The organism is Streptomyces sp. NPDC048825, from assembly GCF_043198355.1.
GTDB lineage: Bacteria > Actinomycetota > Actinomycetes > Streptomycetales > Streptomycetaceae > Streptomyces > Streptomyces xiangluensis.
Map to the genome: position 1 here is coordinate 110,537 of NZ_JBICUR010000018.1, position 15,079 is coordinate 125,615.

Genomic DNA, 15,079 nt, shown 5'->3' on the forward strand with positions numbered 1-15,079 from the left:
ACGCCTGCAACGTCATCGTTTTCCTCGGGAAACACCGGACACGGTCCCCCGGGAACCAAAGATTTCCAGACAAGGAACGGCGGCGACGAGAATGCGGCTGCGCGCACTGCTGGACACCGATGCGCTGGGCCTCAGGCTGCTCGGCGGCGAGGACGAGCTGGACCGCGCCGTGCGTGGGGTGATGACCACGGATCTGCGGGACCCCAGCCGCTATCTCTCCGGCGGTGAACTGGTCCTCACGGGTCTCGCGTGGCGCCGTGGAGCGGCGGACTCCGAGCCTTTCGTACGGATCCTCGTGGCGGCCGGGGTCACGGCCCTGGCCGCCGGTGAGGCCGAGCTGGGCGACATCCCCGACGATCTGGTGCTGGCCTGCGCCCGGCACCGGCTGCCGCTGTTCGCCGTCGACGAGTCGGTGGCCTTCGCGACGATCACCGAGCATGTCGTACGGCAGGTCTCGGGCGAGCGGGCCGGAGATCTGGCGGCCGTGGTGGACCGGCACCGCCGGATGATGACCTCCGGCCCGGCGGGCGGCGGCCCGGACGTGGTCCTGGATCTGCTCGGCTCGGATCTGGATCTACGGGCCTGGGTGCTGTCCCCCGCCGGGCGCGCGATCGCGGGCTCGAACCTCTCGGGGCCCCGGCCGCCCGCCGAGGTGCGCGCCGAACTGGCCGCCGAGCACCTGGCGGCGGCGCGCACGGGGCGACGCGGGCCGTACCGCGTGTGGGCGGGCGGCACGACGTACTCCCTGTTCCCGATCCTCAGCAGCGGCAGAGGGGCGGCGGCTTCGCGCGACGTACGGGAGACGGTGCTGTCGGACTGGCTGCTCGCGGTGGAGGCGGACGCCGGGGACTGGCCGGAGGAGCGGCTCGACCTGCTCCACGGGGTGACGCAGCTGATCGCGGTGGAGCGGGACCGGCGGGACGCGGCGCGTACGGTGCGGCGCAGACTCGCCCAGGAAGTGCTGGAGCTGGTGCAGAGCGGGGCGGCGCCCGCCGAGATCGCGGCGCGGCTGCGGGTTGCCGCGCCCGTGCTGCTGCCGGGGCTCGGTGCGGCCCCGCACTGGCAGGTCGTGGTGGCCCGTGTCGAGTGGGACGGCGGGGAGATCGAGGGCGGTCCTGTGGCCCAGTCGCTGCTGGAGGAGATCCTCGTCGATCCGGTGTCGTCCGGGCCGGAGCCGTCCGACCGGATCGCGGTGGCCCATACGGGTGAGGAGGCGATCGCGCTCGTACCCCTGTCGGCCATGGCCTCGGAGCACGACGGCTCGGAGTCGGGGCTGCTCGCCGACGCGCTGCTGGAGGCCGTCCGCGGCCCGCTGTCGGCGGGCCTCAACGACGACGGCCGGCTCACGCTCGGCGTCAGCGCGGCCGTGCACTCGGCGGAGGGACTGCGGGGCGCGCTGGAGGAGGCCCGGCATGCCCGCCGGGTCGCCGCCGCCCGTCCCGGCCGGGTGTGCGCGGCGGGGCATCAGGAGCTGGCCTCGCATGTGCTGCTCCTGCCGTTCGTGCCGGACGACGTGCGCCGTGCCTTCACGGCTCGCCTCCTTGATCCGCTACGGGACTACGACCGCCGGCATCGCGCCGAGCTGATCCCCACGCTCGAGGCGTTTCTCGACTGCGACGGCTCCTGGACGCGGTGCGCGGGCCGCCTGCATCTGCATGTCAACACGTTGCGTTACCGGGTGGGCCGTATCGAGCAGTTGACGAGCCGCGACCTGTCACGGCTCGAGGACAAGCTCGACTTCTTTCTGGCGTTGCGGATGAGTTGAGATCACGGGGGCGCACGGCGCTCGCGAGAAGCCGAGAGCGGTGGAAGGTGGCATGAAGTGCCGTTCGTTGTCCCATGGCTTTGTGAAATCTTTCACCCACCCCCTTGGCCAGGCGCGTCCATTCGTGCTGAGATGCCGCCACCACTCAACAGCTCAATGGCGTGCTCGGGGAGGGCAACGTGGCGTATCCCGCCATGTCTGGTTACGGAACGGCTGCAGGGGACGATCCACTCCAGACCGCGGTATGGCGGCTGCGCTCGCGTGCCTGCTGGGCCGACGCAGCCGCACTCCTCGAACCCGTCACGGCTCCCGCCGCGCTGCAGCGGGCCTCGCTCCTCGTCGAGCGGTGCCTCTACACCGAGCAGGGCTGGGCGGAGGCCGAGGACGCGCTGCGCACGGCTGAGGCGCTGGCACGGAGTGACGAGGAGCGGGGTGCGGCGGCCTGCGAGCGCGGGCAGCTGGCGTACGCGGCCACGCTGCTCGGGGTGCGGGACCGGGCGGACGAGGCGCGGGCCGCGCTCGGCCGGGCGGCGGCGCTGATCGCGCCGAGCGCTCCGGGCCGGGCCCTGCTCGACTTCCGGCGCGGGCTGCTCGCCGAGAACCTCGCGCACTCCCCGCAGGCGGCCCGCGCCGCGTACCGTCGCGCCCACGCCGGCGCAACCGCCCAGGGCGATGCGCTGCTGCTCTCCTTCACCTGGCGTCATCTCGCCGGACTCGCCCTGCGCGAAGGAGAGTTGGCGGAGGCCCGGCACGGCTTCACCGAATCGCTGCGGATCCGCGAGGAGTTGGGCTACCTGGTCGGTACGGCCCCCGCGCTGGCCTCCCTCGCCGACGCCGAGACCGAGCCGGACGCGTCCCGGCTGCGGGCCGAGGCGGCAAGGCTGTTCCGGCTCCTCGGGGGCGTACCGACGTGGCTGGCACCGCGGTTGGATCCGCCGGCGGCTACGGCGTGATGGTGCCGGGCTAGGCTGCTTGGTCATGTGCGGTACCGCGCCCCCTTAGGGGCGCGGGGCTGTGACATATGCGGCTCCGCCGCGTGGGCGCGACCAGCCCCCACCGGCCCGCGGATCAGTCACCGTTCCCCGCGGAGCGCTTACGCGCCCGTGAAGTGATCCCGTACGAGGGACTGCGTCGTCGCCACGTCCTTGTTGATCAACGCGTCGATGAGCGCGGTGTGTTCGGCGGCGTTCGCGGTCAGGGCAGCGCGGCGGCGGGAGGCAGGGCCGGTGACGGGCGGCCACTGGGCGCGGCGGTGCAGGTCGTCGGCGATCCGTACCAGCTGCTCGTTGCCCGAGAGGGCGAGCACCGCGCGGTGGAAGGCACGGTCGGACTCGACGTAGGTGGCCCGGCAGCCGGTGGCCGCGGCCCGCGCCGTCGCCTCGGCGAGAGGACGCAGCTCCGCCCACCGCTCGGCGGGCACACTGCGGGCCAGCCGCTGCATGACGGGCACCTCCAGCAGCACCCGGATCTCGGCAAGCTCGGCCAGCTCCCGCGCCCCACGCTCCACAACCCGGAACCCCCGGTTCGGCACCACCTCCACGGCCCCCTCGACCGCGAGCTGCTGCATCGCTTCACGCACGGGAGTCGCGGAGACCCCGAACCGCTCGCCGAGCACGGGGGCGGAGTAGACCTCGCCGGGCGCGAGCTCTCCGCCCACGAGGGCGACGCGGAGGGCGTCGAGGATCTGGCCTCGGACGGAGGATCGCTGGACGACGGGGCGCGGGGCCGGCGGTTGGGTGGACGGGGCGGGCCCGCCCGCCGCACCGGCCTGCGGGCGCCCGCGTGCCGCGCGTGGTTGCGGGATCGGGGTCTCGCTGTGGGTGTGCTCGCCCCGGGCGGGGTCCGAGTGCCCGGCAGCGTCCTGTGGCGTGCCGCTCCCGGGGCCCGCCTCTGCGCGATTGCCCGCGGCACCGCGCGTACGCTCCCGGTCCGCATCCGCCGCCCCCTGCTGCGGGGGCACCCTGGCTCCCGCCGTCCTCGGGCGGACGTCCGGGGCGGGGCGGGCCTCCGCCGACGTATCCCCCGTGTCCCCGGCGGAGCCGTTGCGCGGGCCGACCTGGTTCACGGGGGGTCTCCTCCGGGGTTGGCGGTACTTGTGGCTATTGCGGGTGATGTGGTCGTAAGCCTGCACGATAGGCGCAGCGGGCGGCAGTTCAAACCTCGACCACATCGGATAAGGTAAGCCTTACCTGGCAGACGAGCGTGATGGGTGGGGGTCCGTACATGGTCGTCACGGAGGCGTACGACCGCCTGACCGAGGCGTATCCCTACCTGGGCATTACGGAACTCGGCCCCGAGGAGGAGGCTCCGCAGGGTGGCGGCTGGGTATCCGTCGACCGGCTCGCAGCAGGCGGAGAAGACCTCGACGCGTTCCTCGCGTGGGACAACGCACAGGTGCTCAAGGACTACAAACAGCAGGCCCGCCCCGACGTCATCGCCAGCTTCGGCCTGCACCGGTACGCCTGGCCGGCCTGCCTGCTGTTCACGGTGCCGTGGTTCCTGCTGCGCCGCGTGCCCCGTTTCCCCTTGGAGAACGTCTCCTACCAGCGCGAGCTGGGCCGCATGGCGGTACGAGTCGGCGGATTCGCCTGCCTGCCGGACGACCCGGCGGCCACGCTGCCCGGCGCCCGCGTCGTACCGGACGAGGAGGCCCTGCGCGAAGAGGTACGGGCAGCCGTCGCCGAGCATCTCGAACCGGTACTCGGCGGCTTCGGTCCCCGGATGCGCCGCCGGGGCCGTGCCCTGTGGGGCACGGTGACCGACGACCTGGTCGAGAGCCTCCACTACATCGGCGGGCAACTCGGCGAGGAGCCGCGCGTGATGGCCGAGCTGGAGCGGCTGCTCCCGGGCACGACCCGCCCGTACGTCGGCACCCCCGCCTTCCGCCGACTGACCGGCCCCGACGGCGAGTCACTGTCCACCCGCGACCGGGCCAGCTGCTGCTTCTTCTACACCCTGGAACCCGAGGACACGTGCGCCAACTGCCCCCGCAACAGCGAGGCGGTCCGCATCGAGAAGCTGACGGCGCCGACGGCTGGTTGAGCACCCCTGCGCATCAAGTGGGTTGCCGCCAGGGCCAGTTGAGAGCCACTGCGAGCCGCGAGCGACCCCACAGGTTACGAGCGATTCACAACTTCCTCACTTGTCGCAGGAACTATCCGTGGAACCACCGATACGGGTAATCTTATTCGCACTCAACTCCTGTCCCTCGACTGGCAGTTCGAGCAGAACGTCGCCCTGCGCATCCCCTTGCACTCCCTTGGCGGCCTCTTGCGCCGAAAACCCCTGAGGGCCGACGGGATTGGGCCACTATGGCGGGCGTTACGCCCTATCCCAATGCAAGGGACCCCAGATGAGACTGACCGACATATCGCTTAACTGGTTGCTTCCGGGCGCCGTACTGCTCCTGGGCATGCTGGCGGCGGTTGCGGTGCTCGCGCGCGGCAAGCGCGCCGGGGAGAAAGTAGAAGCGGACGACTCTTGGGAACGCAGCGAGGAGCGACGCCGGCGCAAGGAGGCCATCTACGGCACCGCCTCCTATGTGCTGCTGTTCTGCTGCGCCGCGGTCGCCGCAGCGCTCTCCTTCCACGGACTGGTCGGCTTCGGTGAGCAGAACCTGAATCTTTCCGGCGGCTGGCAGTACCTCGTTCCGTTCGGCCTGGACGGCGCCGCGATGTTCTGCTCGGTGCTCGCGGTACGCGAGGCCAGCCACGGCGACGCGGCCCTCGGTTCCCGGATACTTGTGTGGACGTTCGCGGCCGCTGCCGCCTGGTTCAACTGGGTGCACGCCCCCCGGGGCGCCGGCCACGCGGGCGCCCCGCACTTCTTCGCCGGCATGTCGCTGTCGGCCGCGGTGCTGTTCGACCGGGCCCTCAAGCAGACCCGCCGGGCGGCGCTGCGCGAGCAGGGCCTGGTGCCCCGCCCGCTGCCGCAGATCCGGATCGTCCGCTGGCTGCGTGCTCCCCGTGAGACGTACGGCGCCTGGTCGCTGATGCTCCTCGAGGGTGTGCGCAGCCTGGACGAGGCGGTCGAGGAAGTGCGCGAGGACAAGCGGCAGAAGGAGACGAACCGGCAGCGCCGGCGCGACCAGGAGCGGCTGGACCGGGCCCGCATCAAGGCGCTCACCCGCGGCCACCGCGGACTGATCGGGCGCGGCGGCAGGCAGGTCGAGGTGCAGGCCGTGCAGGCGCCCGCGGCCCCCGCTCAGGTGACCGCGGAGCCTGCCATATCGACGCCGGAACCACTGCCCATGCGCGCCTCCCGTCCCTCCCTCGCGGCCGCTAGAGGCGCCGAGCCGGTCACGGTCGACCTCACGGCCGAGGACGACACCATGGCTCTGCCGCGGCTGGACTCCCTGGAGCGCAAGCTCAAGGACCTGGAGCAGCAGTTCGGCTGAGGCTTGATGCCGATGCTGGTGTTCCCCTGCGGCTTCCCCCACATAGTGGCCTTACTTTCTGCGGCGGCGTGGCCTGAATTAGGCCGCGCCGCCGTTCAGTTCGAACCACACCGACTTGCCCACGCGGTGCGCCCGTACGCCCCACTCGTCCGCGAGTGACTCGATGAGCGCCAGGCCTCGGCCGTGCGTATCGTCGCGATGCGTACCCTCGTCGGCGTTCGACGGCCGCAGACTCGGCTTGCGGCCCAGGAAGTCCCGCACCTCCACCCGGAGTCCACGCGGCCCGACAGTGGCGGTGAGCACCGCGTCGCTGTCGGTGTGGACGAGGGCGTTGGTGACGAGTTCGCTGGTCAGCAGTTCCGCCGTCTCGGCCCCGCCGGGCTTCCCCCAGCGCGAGAGCAACTCCCGCAGTGCTTTGCGCACTTCGGGCACGGCCCGCAGATCGGCCCGCCGCAGCCTGCGCCTGAGCTGCGGACCGCCCTGCCGGTCCCTCGCGTCGTTCGCCGATTCCTCCGCCGGCTTCACCGTCTTTGTCGCCTTCACCGAGAAGGCCCCGTACACCACGGGACCGCCCCCTCGTGCCTGCCTCTTCATGACCCCCGCCCGCACGTCGAAGTCGCCCCCTCTTGCTCGAACACTTACACGGGATGCATGCCCCGCCCTGGAACGCGCCAGTCATGTCGATTGGTCAACTACCTGCGATACGGCCACGGGTTCCCCGTACGGGAAGGGACAACCCGGTGGAAATCGGCCGTCCTCCGGCCGCTCCACGCGGACCTCAAACGGACGCGTCACGCCTCCCAGACCACCGCCGCCGTGCGGTCGTCGGCGTATCCCTTGACCCTCACCTGGACGTCGGCGAGGAAGGCCGCCATGCCGGGTGGCTCGCTTTCCGTCCAGCGGGCCGTCAGGTGGTGGGCGAGTTCGGATGCGCCGCGCAGCGGTTCGGCCAGGCCGCCGGTGCACAACAGCAGTGTGTCGCCGGGGCGGGCCACGGAAGCGCGGAAGCGGAAGGGCGGGCGGGGCGGTTGGGGGGCGGGTTCGTACGGGCTCGGGGGTGTCGTGATGCCGAGGTCCATGGTCAGCCGGTCGCCCTCCGGGGTCTCGGAGGGCGGCGAGCCGAAGCCGACCACGGCCTCGCCGGTGGTCTCGGCGACCCGCGGCTCGATGTCCTGGAATTCGCCGTCGCGCAGCCGGAACAGACCGCCCTCTCCGACGCCGAAGAAGACGCGCGTACGGCACTCGGGGTCGGCGGGAAGCAGCAGACAGCGCAGGCTCGCCGAGTACTCCTCCGGGTCGATGCCCTGCTCGGCGGCGGTGGCCCGGAGTTTGCCGAGGCTGCGGTCGACGAGCCGGTGCAGCCCGGACTTGAGGTCTCCGCGCCGGGCTGCCCTGATGTCCTCGACGAGCCGCGCATGGCTGCGGCCCACGGCCCGCCCGATCCACTGGCAGGCCTCGGCGGCGGCCAGATGTGCGCCGGGTGTGGCCCGCGCCCCGGTCGCCATGGCGACGAGTACCAGCGCCTGCTCCCCCGTCCCGAACCGCGCGGTCAGCAACGAGTCCCGCCGTGGCTCGCCCCGGTACCTCGCGGAGTCCCCGCGCACGGAAGCGGCCCGCAGCGTGCAAACTCCGTAGTGCGCCCCGTCCAGCACGGTGTCGGCGACCAGGTCGTCGAGATCGTCGGGGTTCGCGGGCGGCAGGGCGGTGGGTTCGGGGTCGTAGGTGGGCGGGCCGGAGCCGACGTAGCCGACGGTGGGTGGGGCGGGGGCCCGGAGGGCGGATGGCGTGTCTGAAGCGGCTGCTGACGGGTCGTACGACGGGGTGTCCGAAGGGCCGTCTGAAGGGGCGTCGATCAATGTGGCGGGGCCGTCGGCCGGGGGCTCGGCCCGATCAGCTCGTTCAACTCCCTTGCCGTACGAGGCATCCGCGGGCGCATCGCCCCGCTCACCGGTGACGGAGGCGGAAGCGACCGGCGCTGCCCCCGGCGTCTCCGTGGACGTATCGCCGCCGGACGCCTCCGTACGGAATCCCGGCGGCTTGGGACCCGGTGGAGACGGCCTGGGACCCGGTGGAAAGGAGGCCGGCCCCGGCGGTTCGGGAGGCGGCGGCTCCCAGGGCGCCCGCTGCCGCTGAAGCCCACTGCGCCGGAAGGCGTCGGTGCCCGGCGGCACCGAGGGCTGCGGCATCGTGGACGGCGGCCCCGAGGCCGACGGTTGCGCGGGGGCGCCCCCGCCGGGCGGACCCTGATGCGGAACAACTCCGACCGTTCCCGCCGCCGAGGCGAACCGGTCGTCGAGGGAGTCGGCCGCGGCCGCCGGTCCCGTGTCCTCGGTGGAGTCGTCGTACAACTGCCGCCACCAGTCGTCCTCATGACCGGTGGGCGTCTCCCCCTGCTGGCTCATGCCCCCAATTGTCCACTGGACGGGCCGGATGAAAACGGTGCATCCGGAAAAACCGCCCGGTGGCCCCGACGACAACGGCAGCTGGTGCCACAGTGACGCACCCCAGGCAGAGTGACGCAACCGTGGCAGAGAGGCGGGTGGTACGGGAATGATGTGCGGCGGCACGTTTGCGCCGTGGCACGTTTCCGCCACGGTCGGTCATCGAGGAGGGGCGTCGCCGGATGCTGGGAGCGATCGGTCTGGACGAGACACATGAGTCGGCGTACCGGGCGCTGGTGTCCGTGGGCGCCGCCGACGTGCCGGACCTCGCGCGGCGGCTCACGCTCGGCGAGTACGACACGGAGCGGGCGCTGCGTCGGCTGGAGCGGCACGGCCTCGCGGCCAAGTCCTCGGCGCGGCCGGGGCGTTGGGTCGCGGCACCGCCCGGGGTCGCCCTCGGCGCGCTGCTCACCCAGCGGCGTCAGGAGCTGGAGAAGGCGGAGCTGGCGGCGGCGCGGCTCGCCGAGGAGTACCGCGCGCAGGCCGCCGAGCCCGCCGGGCACGATCTGGTCGAGGTGGTGACAGGCGCGGCGGCCGTCTCGCAGCGGCTTCTGCAACTCCGGCTCGGTGCGCGCGAGGAGGTGTGCGCGCTGGTCACCGCCGACGCGTCCCTCGTGACCGGGGCGGCGAACGACGCGAAGGAGAAGGCCGCCCGCCACCGAGTGGTCGTCGAGCGCGCAGTGCTGCACCGGCCCACCGGCATCGCCGAACTGTCCGAGGCGCTCGGCCGCGACGAACGGATACGGGTCGTGGACAAGGTGCCGACCCAGCTCGAGATCGCCGACCGGGCTATCTCCATGGTGCCGTTGGCGTCGGGCGCCCTCGAACCCGCCGCGCTCGTGGTGCACGCGAGCGGGCTGCTCGCCTCGCTGTCTGCACTGTTCGAGTCGGTGTGGCGGGACGCGCTCCCGCTGCGCCTCGGCGCGACCGGCTCACCCGCCGAGCAGGAGCCGGACGGACCCGACACCGCCGACCTGGAGATCCTCTCCCTGCTCCTCGCCGGACTGACCGACGCGAGCGTCGCCAAGCAACTGGACCTGGGCCTGCGGACCGTACAGCGCCGGGTGAAACGGCTCATGGAACTGACGGGCGTGACGACGCGACTCCAGCTCGGCTGGCAGGCGCACGAGCGGGGCTGGGTAGCCCGAGAGCGCCAGGACTGACACCACACCAACACATCGGATCTCTCCCGGCTTATTGACGTGCTCCCGTGTCATCTCTAACTTGCGCTGGGGGATAGCTCCGATGAATCTGCCACGTCCCTGTGTCGTGCGAGCCGCCAGGAGGCGCCATGCCCAGCCCGTCCAGACGTACCGTGCTCGCCACCGGCTCCGCGCTCGGCGGGACGCTGCTCGCAGGCGGCCTGCCCGCACCGGCCACGGCGGCTTCCGGCGCAGCCGACGCGCCCTCCTCCGACCCCTGGCGTACCGTCCTCGACGACGCCGACCTGGTCTGGCAGCGGATGCCGAAGACCTGGTACGAGGGCCCGTTCCTGGGCAACGGCTTCCTGGGGTCCGGCATCTACGCCGAACCGGGCAGGGAGACCGAGGCCATCCGCTTCAACGTGCAGCATTCCGAAGTCCAGGACCACCGCCCGGAGTTCGGCTCGCTCTTCGGGCTCGCGCGGCTGCCGATCGGCTACTTCACACTCGAACCGGTGGGCGCGATCACCGGCCTTGACTGGCGCCTCGGCCTGCGCGACGCCGAGCTGACCGGCACGCTCACCACCGACCGGGGCACGCTCGCGATCCGCGCCCTGGTGCACAACTCCCGCTCCGTACTGGCCATCGAGGTGACGCCGAGCGAGGGCGAGCGCGACTTCAAGTGGGTCTTCCACCCCGCGGAGGCGATCAGCCCGCGCGCCGCTTTCCGGCCGCTGCCGGAGGGGTACGCGGCCAACCCGCCCGCCGAGACGGGGCAACACGACGGCATCTCCACCGCCGTACAGCCGCTGCTGTCCGGCGGTCAGCATGTCACCGCGTGGCGGGAACGCACCCGGGGCCGTACACGGACGCTGTACGCGCATGTCGCGCACTCGTACCCGAAGTCGACGGCGCTCGGGCGGGCGACAGAGGCCGTCCGAAGCGCCTCACTCCTCTCGTACGATCTCCTGGCGGTGGCGCATCGAGCCTGGTGGCGGTCCTTCTACCGGAAGGGTTTTCTCTCGCTGCCCGACGCGCGCATCCAGCGTTTCTACTGGATCCAGCTCTACAAGACGGCGTCCGCGGCCCGGCGCGACGCGCCCGTGATGGCCACGTGCGGTCCCTGGGTCGAGTCCACGCCGTGGCCGGCGACCTGGTGGAACCTGAACGTGCAGCTGGAGTACTGGCTGATCCACGGCTCCAACCACCTCGAACTAGACGCCGTGACAAGGGCATTGAGTGAGTTCCGCGACAACCTCACCGCCGAGATGGCGCCCGCGTACCGGGCCGACTCCCTCGGCATCCCGCGCACCACCGACGCCTCGCTGGTCAACGGCGGCGCGACGGGCCCCGTACTGGGCTACGGCGTCGGCATCCCGGGCCAGGACCCTCCGACTCCCGAGGTCGGCAACCTGACCTGGACCCTGCACAACGTCTGGCTCAGCTACCGCCACACCATGGACGAGTCGATCCTCCGCGACGTCCTGTTCCCCCTCCTCCGCAAGGCGATCAACTACTACCTGCACTTCCTGGAGCCGGGCGCGGACGGCAAGCTGCATCTTCCGGCCACCTTCTCACCGGAGTACGGCGGCAACTCGAGGGACTGCAACTACGACCTGATGCTGCTGACATGGGGCTGTCGTACGTTGCTGGAGTCTGCCGACCTCCTCGGCATCGACGACGAGTTGGCGCCGCGCTGGCGCGAGGTGCTGGCGCGACGGGTCGCGTATCCGACCGACGGGAACGGCTTCATGATCGGCGCGGACATCCCCTTCGCGAAGTCGCACCGCCACTACTCGCATCTGCTGGCGGTGTACCCGCTGTACGAGCTGACGGGCAGTACGCCGGACGAAAAGGCCCTGATCGAGAGGTCGTTGGCCCACTGGGTGGGCTTCGAGGGCGCTCTCCAGGGCTATACGTTCACGGGCGCGGCCTCGATCTCGGCCCTGCTCGGCAAGGGCGAGGACGCACTCGCCTACCTGGGACAGCTGATGTCCCGCTTCATCCAGCCCAACACCATGTACAAGGAGACCGGCCCGGTCATCGAAACCCCCTTGTCGGCCGCCCAGTCACTGCACGACATGGTCTGCCAGTCCTGGGGCGGCACCATTCGCGTCTTCCCCGCGCTCCCCGCGGCATGGGCAGACCTGACGGTCCACAACTTCCGTACGCAGGGCGCGTTCCTGCTCAGCGCGGTGCGAGAGGGCGGGGTGACCCGCTGGGTCCGGCTGGTCAGCGAAGCGGGCGCCCCGTGCGTCGTACGGCATGGCATTGCGGGCCCGATCGACGTACAGGACAGCCGGGGACGTCCGCTGCGATACGCCTCCGTCGGCGAAGGCACGATACAAATCTCCCTGCGCAAGGGCGAGTCGGCGCTCATCACCGCCAAGGGTGACCGTCCGGACCTGCGGATCGCACCTGTCGAGCCGAACGAGGAGGCGCCGCGCTGGGGGTTGGCGGAGTGACCCCTGGCATGTGCTGACCATCGCCCTGCAGATGCCGCAGGGCGTAGGGCGTAGGAACGCCAGGTGCGCCAGGTGTCGAGGACGTGGTTGCCCGGCGGGGCCACTTCCGGGTCGCCGAGGGCGCGGATGACGGATGCGGCGCTGGGATCCGGTCCGGCAGCGCGAGCAGGGCCTCATACGCGTCGTCGCGGTCGGCGAGGGCGGCCGGCTCGGGAAAGGCGCCGCACCCACCGGACGACATGGGGCCGGATCCTCCGAATCCCCTGTGTCCGAAAATAGACGATCGATAACAATCAAATGTCCGGTCAATACGAAACGTTTCCGATAGCTTCCAGGGACCTCAGCTGTAACACACAGGCCTCAGATTGCCGCATACCTGCGGCAACCGAGGAGTGGGATGTTCAAATCAGCCAAGTTCGTGGCGATGGCAGTTGTGGCCGGCCTGGCGGCAAGTGCCTGTGGCGGCAGCGCCTCCGGGGGTGCTGAGGAGTCGTCATCGGGCGACACCCTGGTCGTAGGTGTCGACCTGCCGCTTCAGGGCGCCTCCAAGGACGCGTCCGAGGCGACCGTCAACGCCATGAAGCTCTACCTGGACCAGGTCGGCGGCAAGGCCGGCAAGTACAAGGTCCAGCTGAAGGTCTACGACGACTCCACGGCCGCCAAGGGTGCCTGGGACGACGCGACGTGTGCGAAGAACGCGCAGGACCATGTGGCCAACGCCAAAGAGGTCGCCGTGATGGGCACCTACAACTCCGGGTGCGCGCAGATCATCGCCCCGGTGCTGAACGCGGACCCGAAGGGTCCGATGCTGATGGTGTCCCACGCGAACACCTACCCCGGTCTGACGAAGTCCTGGGATCCGGGTGACCCCGAGAAGTACTCCCCGAGCGGCAAGCGGAGCTACGCGCGCGTCATCGCCACCGACGACTACCAGGGCGCGGCCGGTGCGCAGTTCGCCGCCAAGGACCTCGGCGTCAAGAAGTGCTTCGTCCTCAACGACAACCAGACCTACGGCAAGGGCGTCTCCAAGGCCTTCGAGGACGAGGCCAAGAAGCAGGGCATCACCGTGCTCGGCAACCAGGCTTGGGACGTCAAGCAGCCCAACTACGCGGCTCTGTTCACCAGCATCAAGTCCAAGAAGCCGGACTGCGTCTACCTCGGCGGTATCTTCGACAACAACGGCGGCCAGCTGGTCAAGGACAAGGTCAAGGTCCTCGGCGACAACGACAAGGTCAAGCTCATCACCCCGGACGGCTTCACCGGCTACCCGGAGTTCGACGGCCTGGCCCAGGCGCAGGGCACGTACCTCACCTTCGCGGGCCTGTCCACGGAGGTGCTGCGCGAGGAGGGCGGCACCGCAGCGAAGCTGCTGGACTCCTACAAGAAGAAGTACGGCGAGGACCCGGCCACCAACTACGCGCTCTACGGCGTCGAGGCGCTGCAGGTGATCCTGGCGGCGATCGAGAAGTCCGACGGCACCCGCAAGAGCGTCCGGGACGCGGTGTTCGAGGGTGAGGGGATCACCATCCCGGCCGGCGAGTCGGCGGTGGGCAAGGAGATCACCATCTCCAAGGAGACCGGTGACGTGAACGTCCTCGACATCTCGGTCCTCGAACTGAAGGGCAAGACGGAGACCTACCTCAAGCCCTGGCCCGTCAGCTGAACCGGTAGTGCGGGGCGGGCGCCGCGGAGTCCCGTGGCGCCCGCCCCGCACAGCTTCGGCACCCGCCCCCGGCACGGCTCCGGCTCTCGTTCTTCGCGTACGCCCCTGTCGCTTGCGCCCCCTTCGCGTACGCCCCGCTCCCACTCCCGAGGAACTTCATGGCAGCAACCGCCACCAGCCTGGTGGCTCCGACCGCGATCGACCGGAAGGCTCTGATCCAGCGGTACGCCACCTACGTCATTCTCCTCGGCGTCGTCATCTGGCTCGGCGCCAATCTGGTCAAGTCACCGTCCCAGTTCTTCTCCGCGAGCGCGGACGGATTCAACCTGGGGATGCTCTACGCGCTGATCGCACTGGGCTACACCCTGGTCTACGGCATCATCGAGCTGATCAACTTCGCACACGGCGATCTGTTCATGCTCGGCGCCCTGTGCAGCGGATTCCTGCTGACCACCGTGATGGGTCAGGACCAGTCCAACCTCCTGGGCTGGGTGCTGTTCCTGGTGACCCTGGTCGGCACCATGGTCTTCTGCGGCGGCATCAACGTCACGATCGAATTCCTCGCCTACCGGCGCCTGCGGCGTGCCCCCAAGCTGGCCGCGCTCATCACAGCCGTCGGCATGAGCTTCGTCCTGCAGTTCATCGGCCTGAAGTGGAACGGTTCGACACCCAAGCAGTGGCCGTCGATCTTCCCGGAGGGATCCATCGGCTTCGCCGACTTCAAGGTCGACTACAGCCTGCTCCTCGTCATCGCCGTGACGGTCCCGGTCCTGCTGCTGCTCCGCTGGGTCGTCACCAGCACCAGGCAGGGCAAGGCGATGCGGGCCGTCGCCCAGGACCAGGACGCCGCCCGGCTGATGGGCGTCAACGTCAACCGGACCATCTCCTTCACCTTTCTGATCGGCGGCGCCCTGGCCGGGACGGCGGGCGTGATGTACCAGCAGGTGGTGGGCACCACCGCGTACAACCTGGGCTACCAGATGGGCCTGATCGCCTTCACCTCCGCCGTCCTCGGGGGCATCGGCAACATCACCGGCGCGGTGCTCGGCGGCGTCCTCATCGGCGTCATCCAGGGCATCAACGACGGCGCGCCCTACGGGTTCGGCCAGCAGTGGTCCCAGAGCGTCGTGTTCAGCATCCTCATCCTGCTCATGGTCTTCAAGCCCGAGGGCCTGCTGGGCCGGCCGACCACGGAGAAGGTGTAGTC

General features: G+C 70.7%; 11 protein-coding genes. 8 read left to right on the forward strand and 3 right to left on the reverse strand.

Annotated elements, in window-relative coordinates; all coding sequences use genetic code 11:
* Window positions 1–91: 91 nt before the first annotated feature.
* Complete coding sequence (locus tag ACGFNK_RS35275) at window positions 92–1,765, forward strand: PucR family transcriptional regulator (RefSeq protein ID WP_393422550.1); 1,674 nt, start codon at window positions 92–94, stop codon at window positions 1,763–1,765.
* Window positions 1,766–1,944: 179 nt separating this feature from the next.
* Window positions 1,945–2,718 (forward strand): hypothetical protein, encoded by a 774-nt coding sequence (locus tag ACGFNK_RS35280; protein WP_393422552.1) that lies wholly within the window; start codon window positions 1,945–1,947, stop codon window positions 2,716–2,718.
* A 140-nt stretch (window positions 2,719–2,858) separates the two neighbouring features.
* Here the strand turns inward: ACGFNK_RS35280 and ACGFNK_RS35285 are convergent, their stop codons facing one another.
* On the reverse strand, window positions 2,859–3,830 hold the full coding sequence (locus ACGFNK_RS35285; RefSeq protein WP_393422554.1) for an FCD domain-containing protein: 972 nt from the start codon (window positions 3,828–3,830) through the stop codon (window positions 2,859–2,861).
* Between the two features lie 158 nt (window positions 3,831–3,988).
* Here ACGFNK_RS35285 and ACGFNK_RS35290 point away from each other — a divergent pair, with 158 nt between their 5' ends.
* Both ACGFNK_RS35290 and ACGFNK_RS35295 read left to right on the forward strand, forming a co-directional pair.
* Complete coding sequence (locus tag ACGFNK_RS35290) at window positions 3,989–4,807, forward strand: (2Fe-2S)-binding protein (protein ID WP_393422556.1); 819 nt, start codon at window positions 3,989–3,991, stop codon at window positions 4,805–4,807.
* A gap of 310 nt (window positions 4,808–5,117) precedes the next feature.
* Window positions 5,118–6,161: a DUF2637 domain-containing protein gene (locus ACGFNK_RS35295; protein ID WP_393422558.1), complete on the forward strand. Its 1,044-nt coding sequence runs from the start codon at window positions 5,118–5,120 to the stop codon at window positions 6,159–6,161.
* Window positions 6,162–6,239: 78 nt separating this feature from the next.
* On the opposite strand, the gene ACGFNK_RS35300 is transcribed toward ACGFNK_RS35295, so the two are convergent.
* Complete coding sequence (locus tag ACGFNK_RS35300; RefSeq protein ID WP_393422560.1) at window positions 6,240–6,725, reverse strand: ATP-binding protein; 486 nt, start codon at window positions 6,723–6,725, stop codon at window positions 6,240–6,242.
* Window positions 6,726–6,952: 227 nt separating this feature from the next.
* Window positions 6,953–8,563, reverse strand: a complete 1,611-nt coding sequence (locus ACGFNK_RS35305) for a protein phosphatase 2C domain-containing protein (protein WP_393422562.1) — start codon at window positions 8,561–8,563, stop codon at window positions 6,953–6,955.
* A gap of 221 nt (window positions 8,564–8,784) precedes the next feature.
* On the opposite strand from ACGFNK_RS35305, the gene ACGFNK_RS35310 reads away from it, so the two are divergent.
* From ACGFNK_RS35310 to ACGFNK_RS35325, 4 genes are all read left to right on the forward strand, one after another.
* Complete coding sequence (locus ACGFNK_RS35310) at window positions 8,785–9,765, forward strand: helix-turn-helix domain-containing protein (protein WP_393422564.1); 981 nt, start codon at window positions 8,785–8,787, stop codon at window positions 9,763–9,765.
* 128 nt (window positions 9,766–9,893) lie between these two features.
* Window positions 9,894–12,209 carry a glycoside hydrolase family 95-like protein gene (locus ACGFNK_RS35315; RefSeq protein ID WP_393422566.1) on the forward strand — a complete coding sequence of 772 codons (2,316 nt, stop codon included), beginning with the start codon at window positions 9,894–9,896 and terminating at the stop codon, window positions 12,207–12,209.
* A gap of 397 nt (window positions 12,210–12,606) precedes the next feature.
* Entirely contained in the window at window positions 12,607–13,872 is a 1,266-nt protein-coding gene (locus ACGFNK_RS35320; RefSeq protein ID WP_393422568.1) for a branched-chain amino acid ABC transporter substrate-binding protein, read from the forward strand.
* 158 nt (window positions 13,873–14,030) lie between these two features.
* Window positions 14,031–15,077 (forward strand): branched-chain amino acid ABC transporter permease, encoded by a 1,047-nt coding sequence (locus tag ACGFNK_RS35325; RefSeq protein ID WP_393422570.1) that lies wholly within the window; start codon window positions 14,031–14,033, stop codon window positions 15,075–15,077.
* Window positions 15,078–15,079: the final 2 nt, after the last annotated feature.

What these genes read in the sequence shown, in the direction of transcription:
- ACGFNK_RS35275 (WP_393422550.1), top strand. Translation starts at nt 92, where the DNA reads ATGCGGCTGCGCGCACTGCTGGACACCGATGCGCTGGGCCTCAGGCTG.
- ACGFNK_RS35290 (WP_393422556.1), top strand. Translation starts at nt 3,989, where the DNA reads ATGGTCGTCACGGAGGCGTACGACCGCCTGACCGAGGCGTATCCCTAC.
- ACGFNK_RS35295 (WP_393422558.1), top strand. Translation starts at nt 5,118, where the DNA reads ATGAGACTGACCGACATATCGCTTAACTGGTTGCTTCCGGGCGCCGTA.
- ACGFNK_RS35305 (WP_393422562.1), bottom strand. Translation starts at nt 8,563, where the DNA reads ATGAGCCAGCAGGGGGAGACGCCCACCGGTCATGAGGACGACTGGTGG.
- ACGFNK_RS35310 (WP_393422564.1), top strand. Translation starts at nt 8,785, where the DNA reads ATGCTGGGAGCGATCGGTCTGGACGAGACACATGAGTCGGCGTACCGG.
- ACGFNK_RS35315 (WP_393422566.1), top strand. Translation starts at nt 9,894, where the DNA reads ATGCCCAGCCCGTCCAGACGTACCGTGCTCGCCACCGGCTCCGCGCTC.
- ACGFNK_RS35320 (WP_393422568.1), top strand. Translation starts at nt 12,607, where the DNA reads ATGTTCAAATCAGCCAAGTTCGTGGCGATGGCAGTTGTGGCCGGCCTG.
- ACGFNK_RS35325 (WP_393422570.1), top strand. Translation starts at nt 14,031, where the DNA reads ATGGCAGCAACCGCCACCAGCCTGGTGGCTCCGACCGCGATCGACCGG.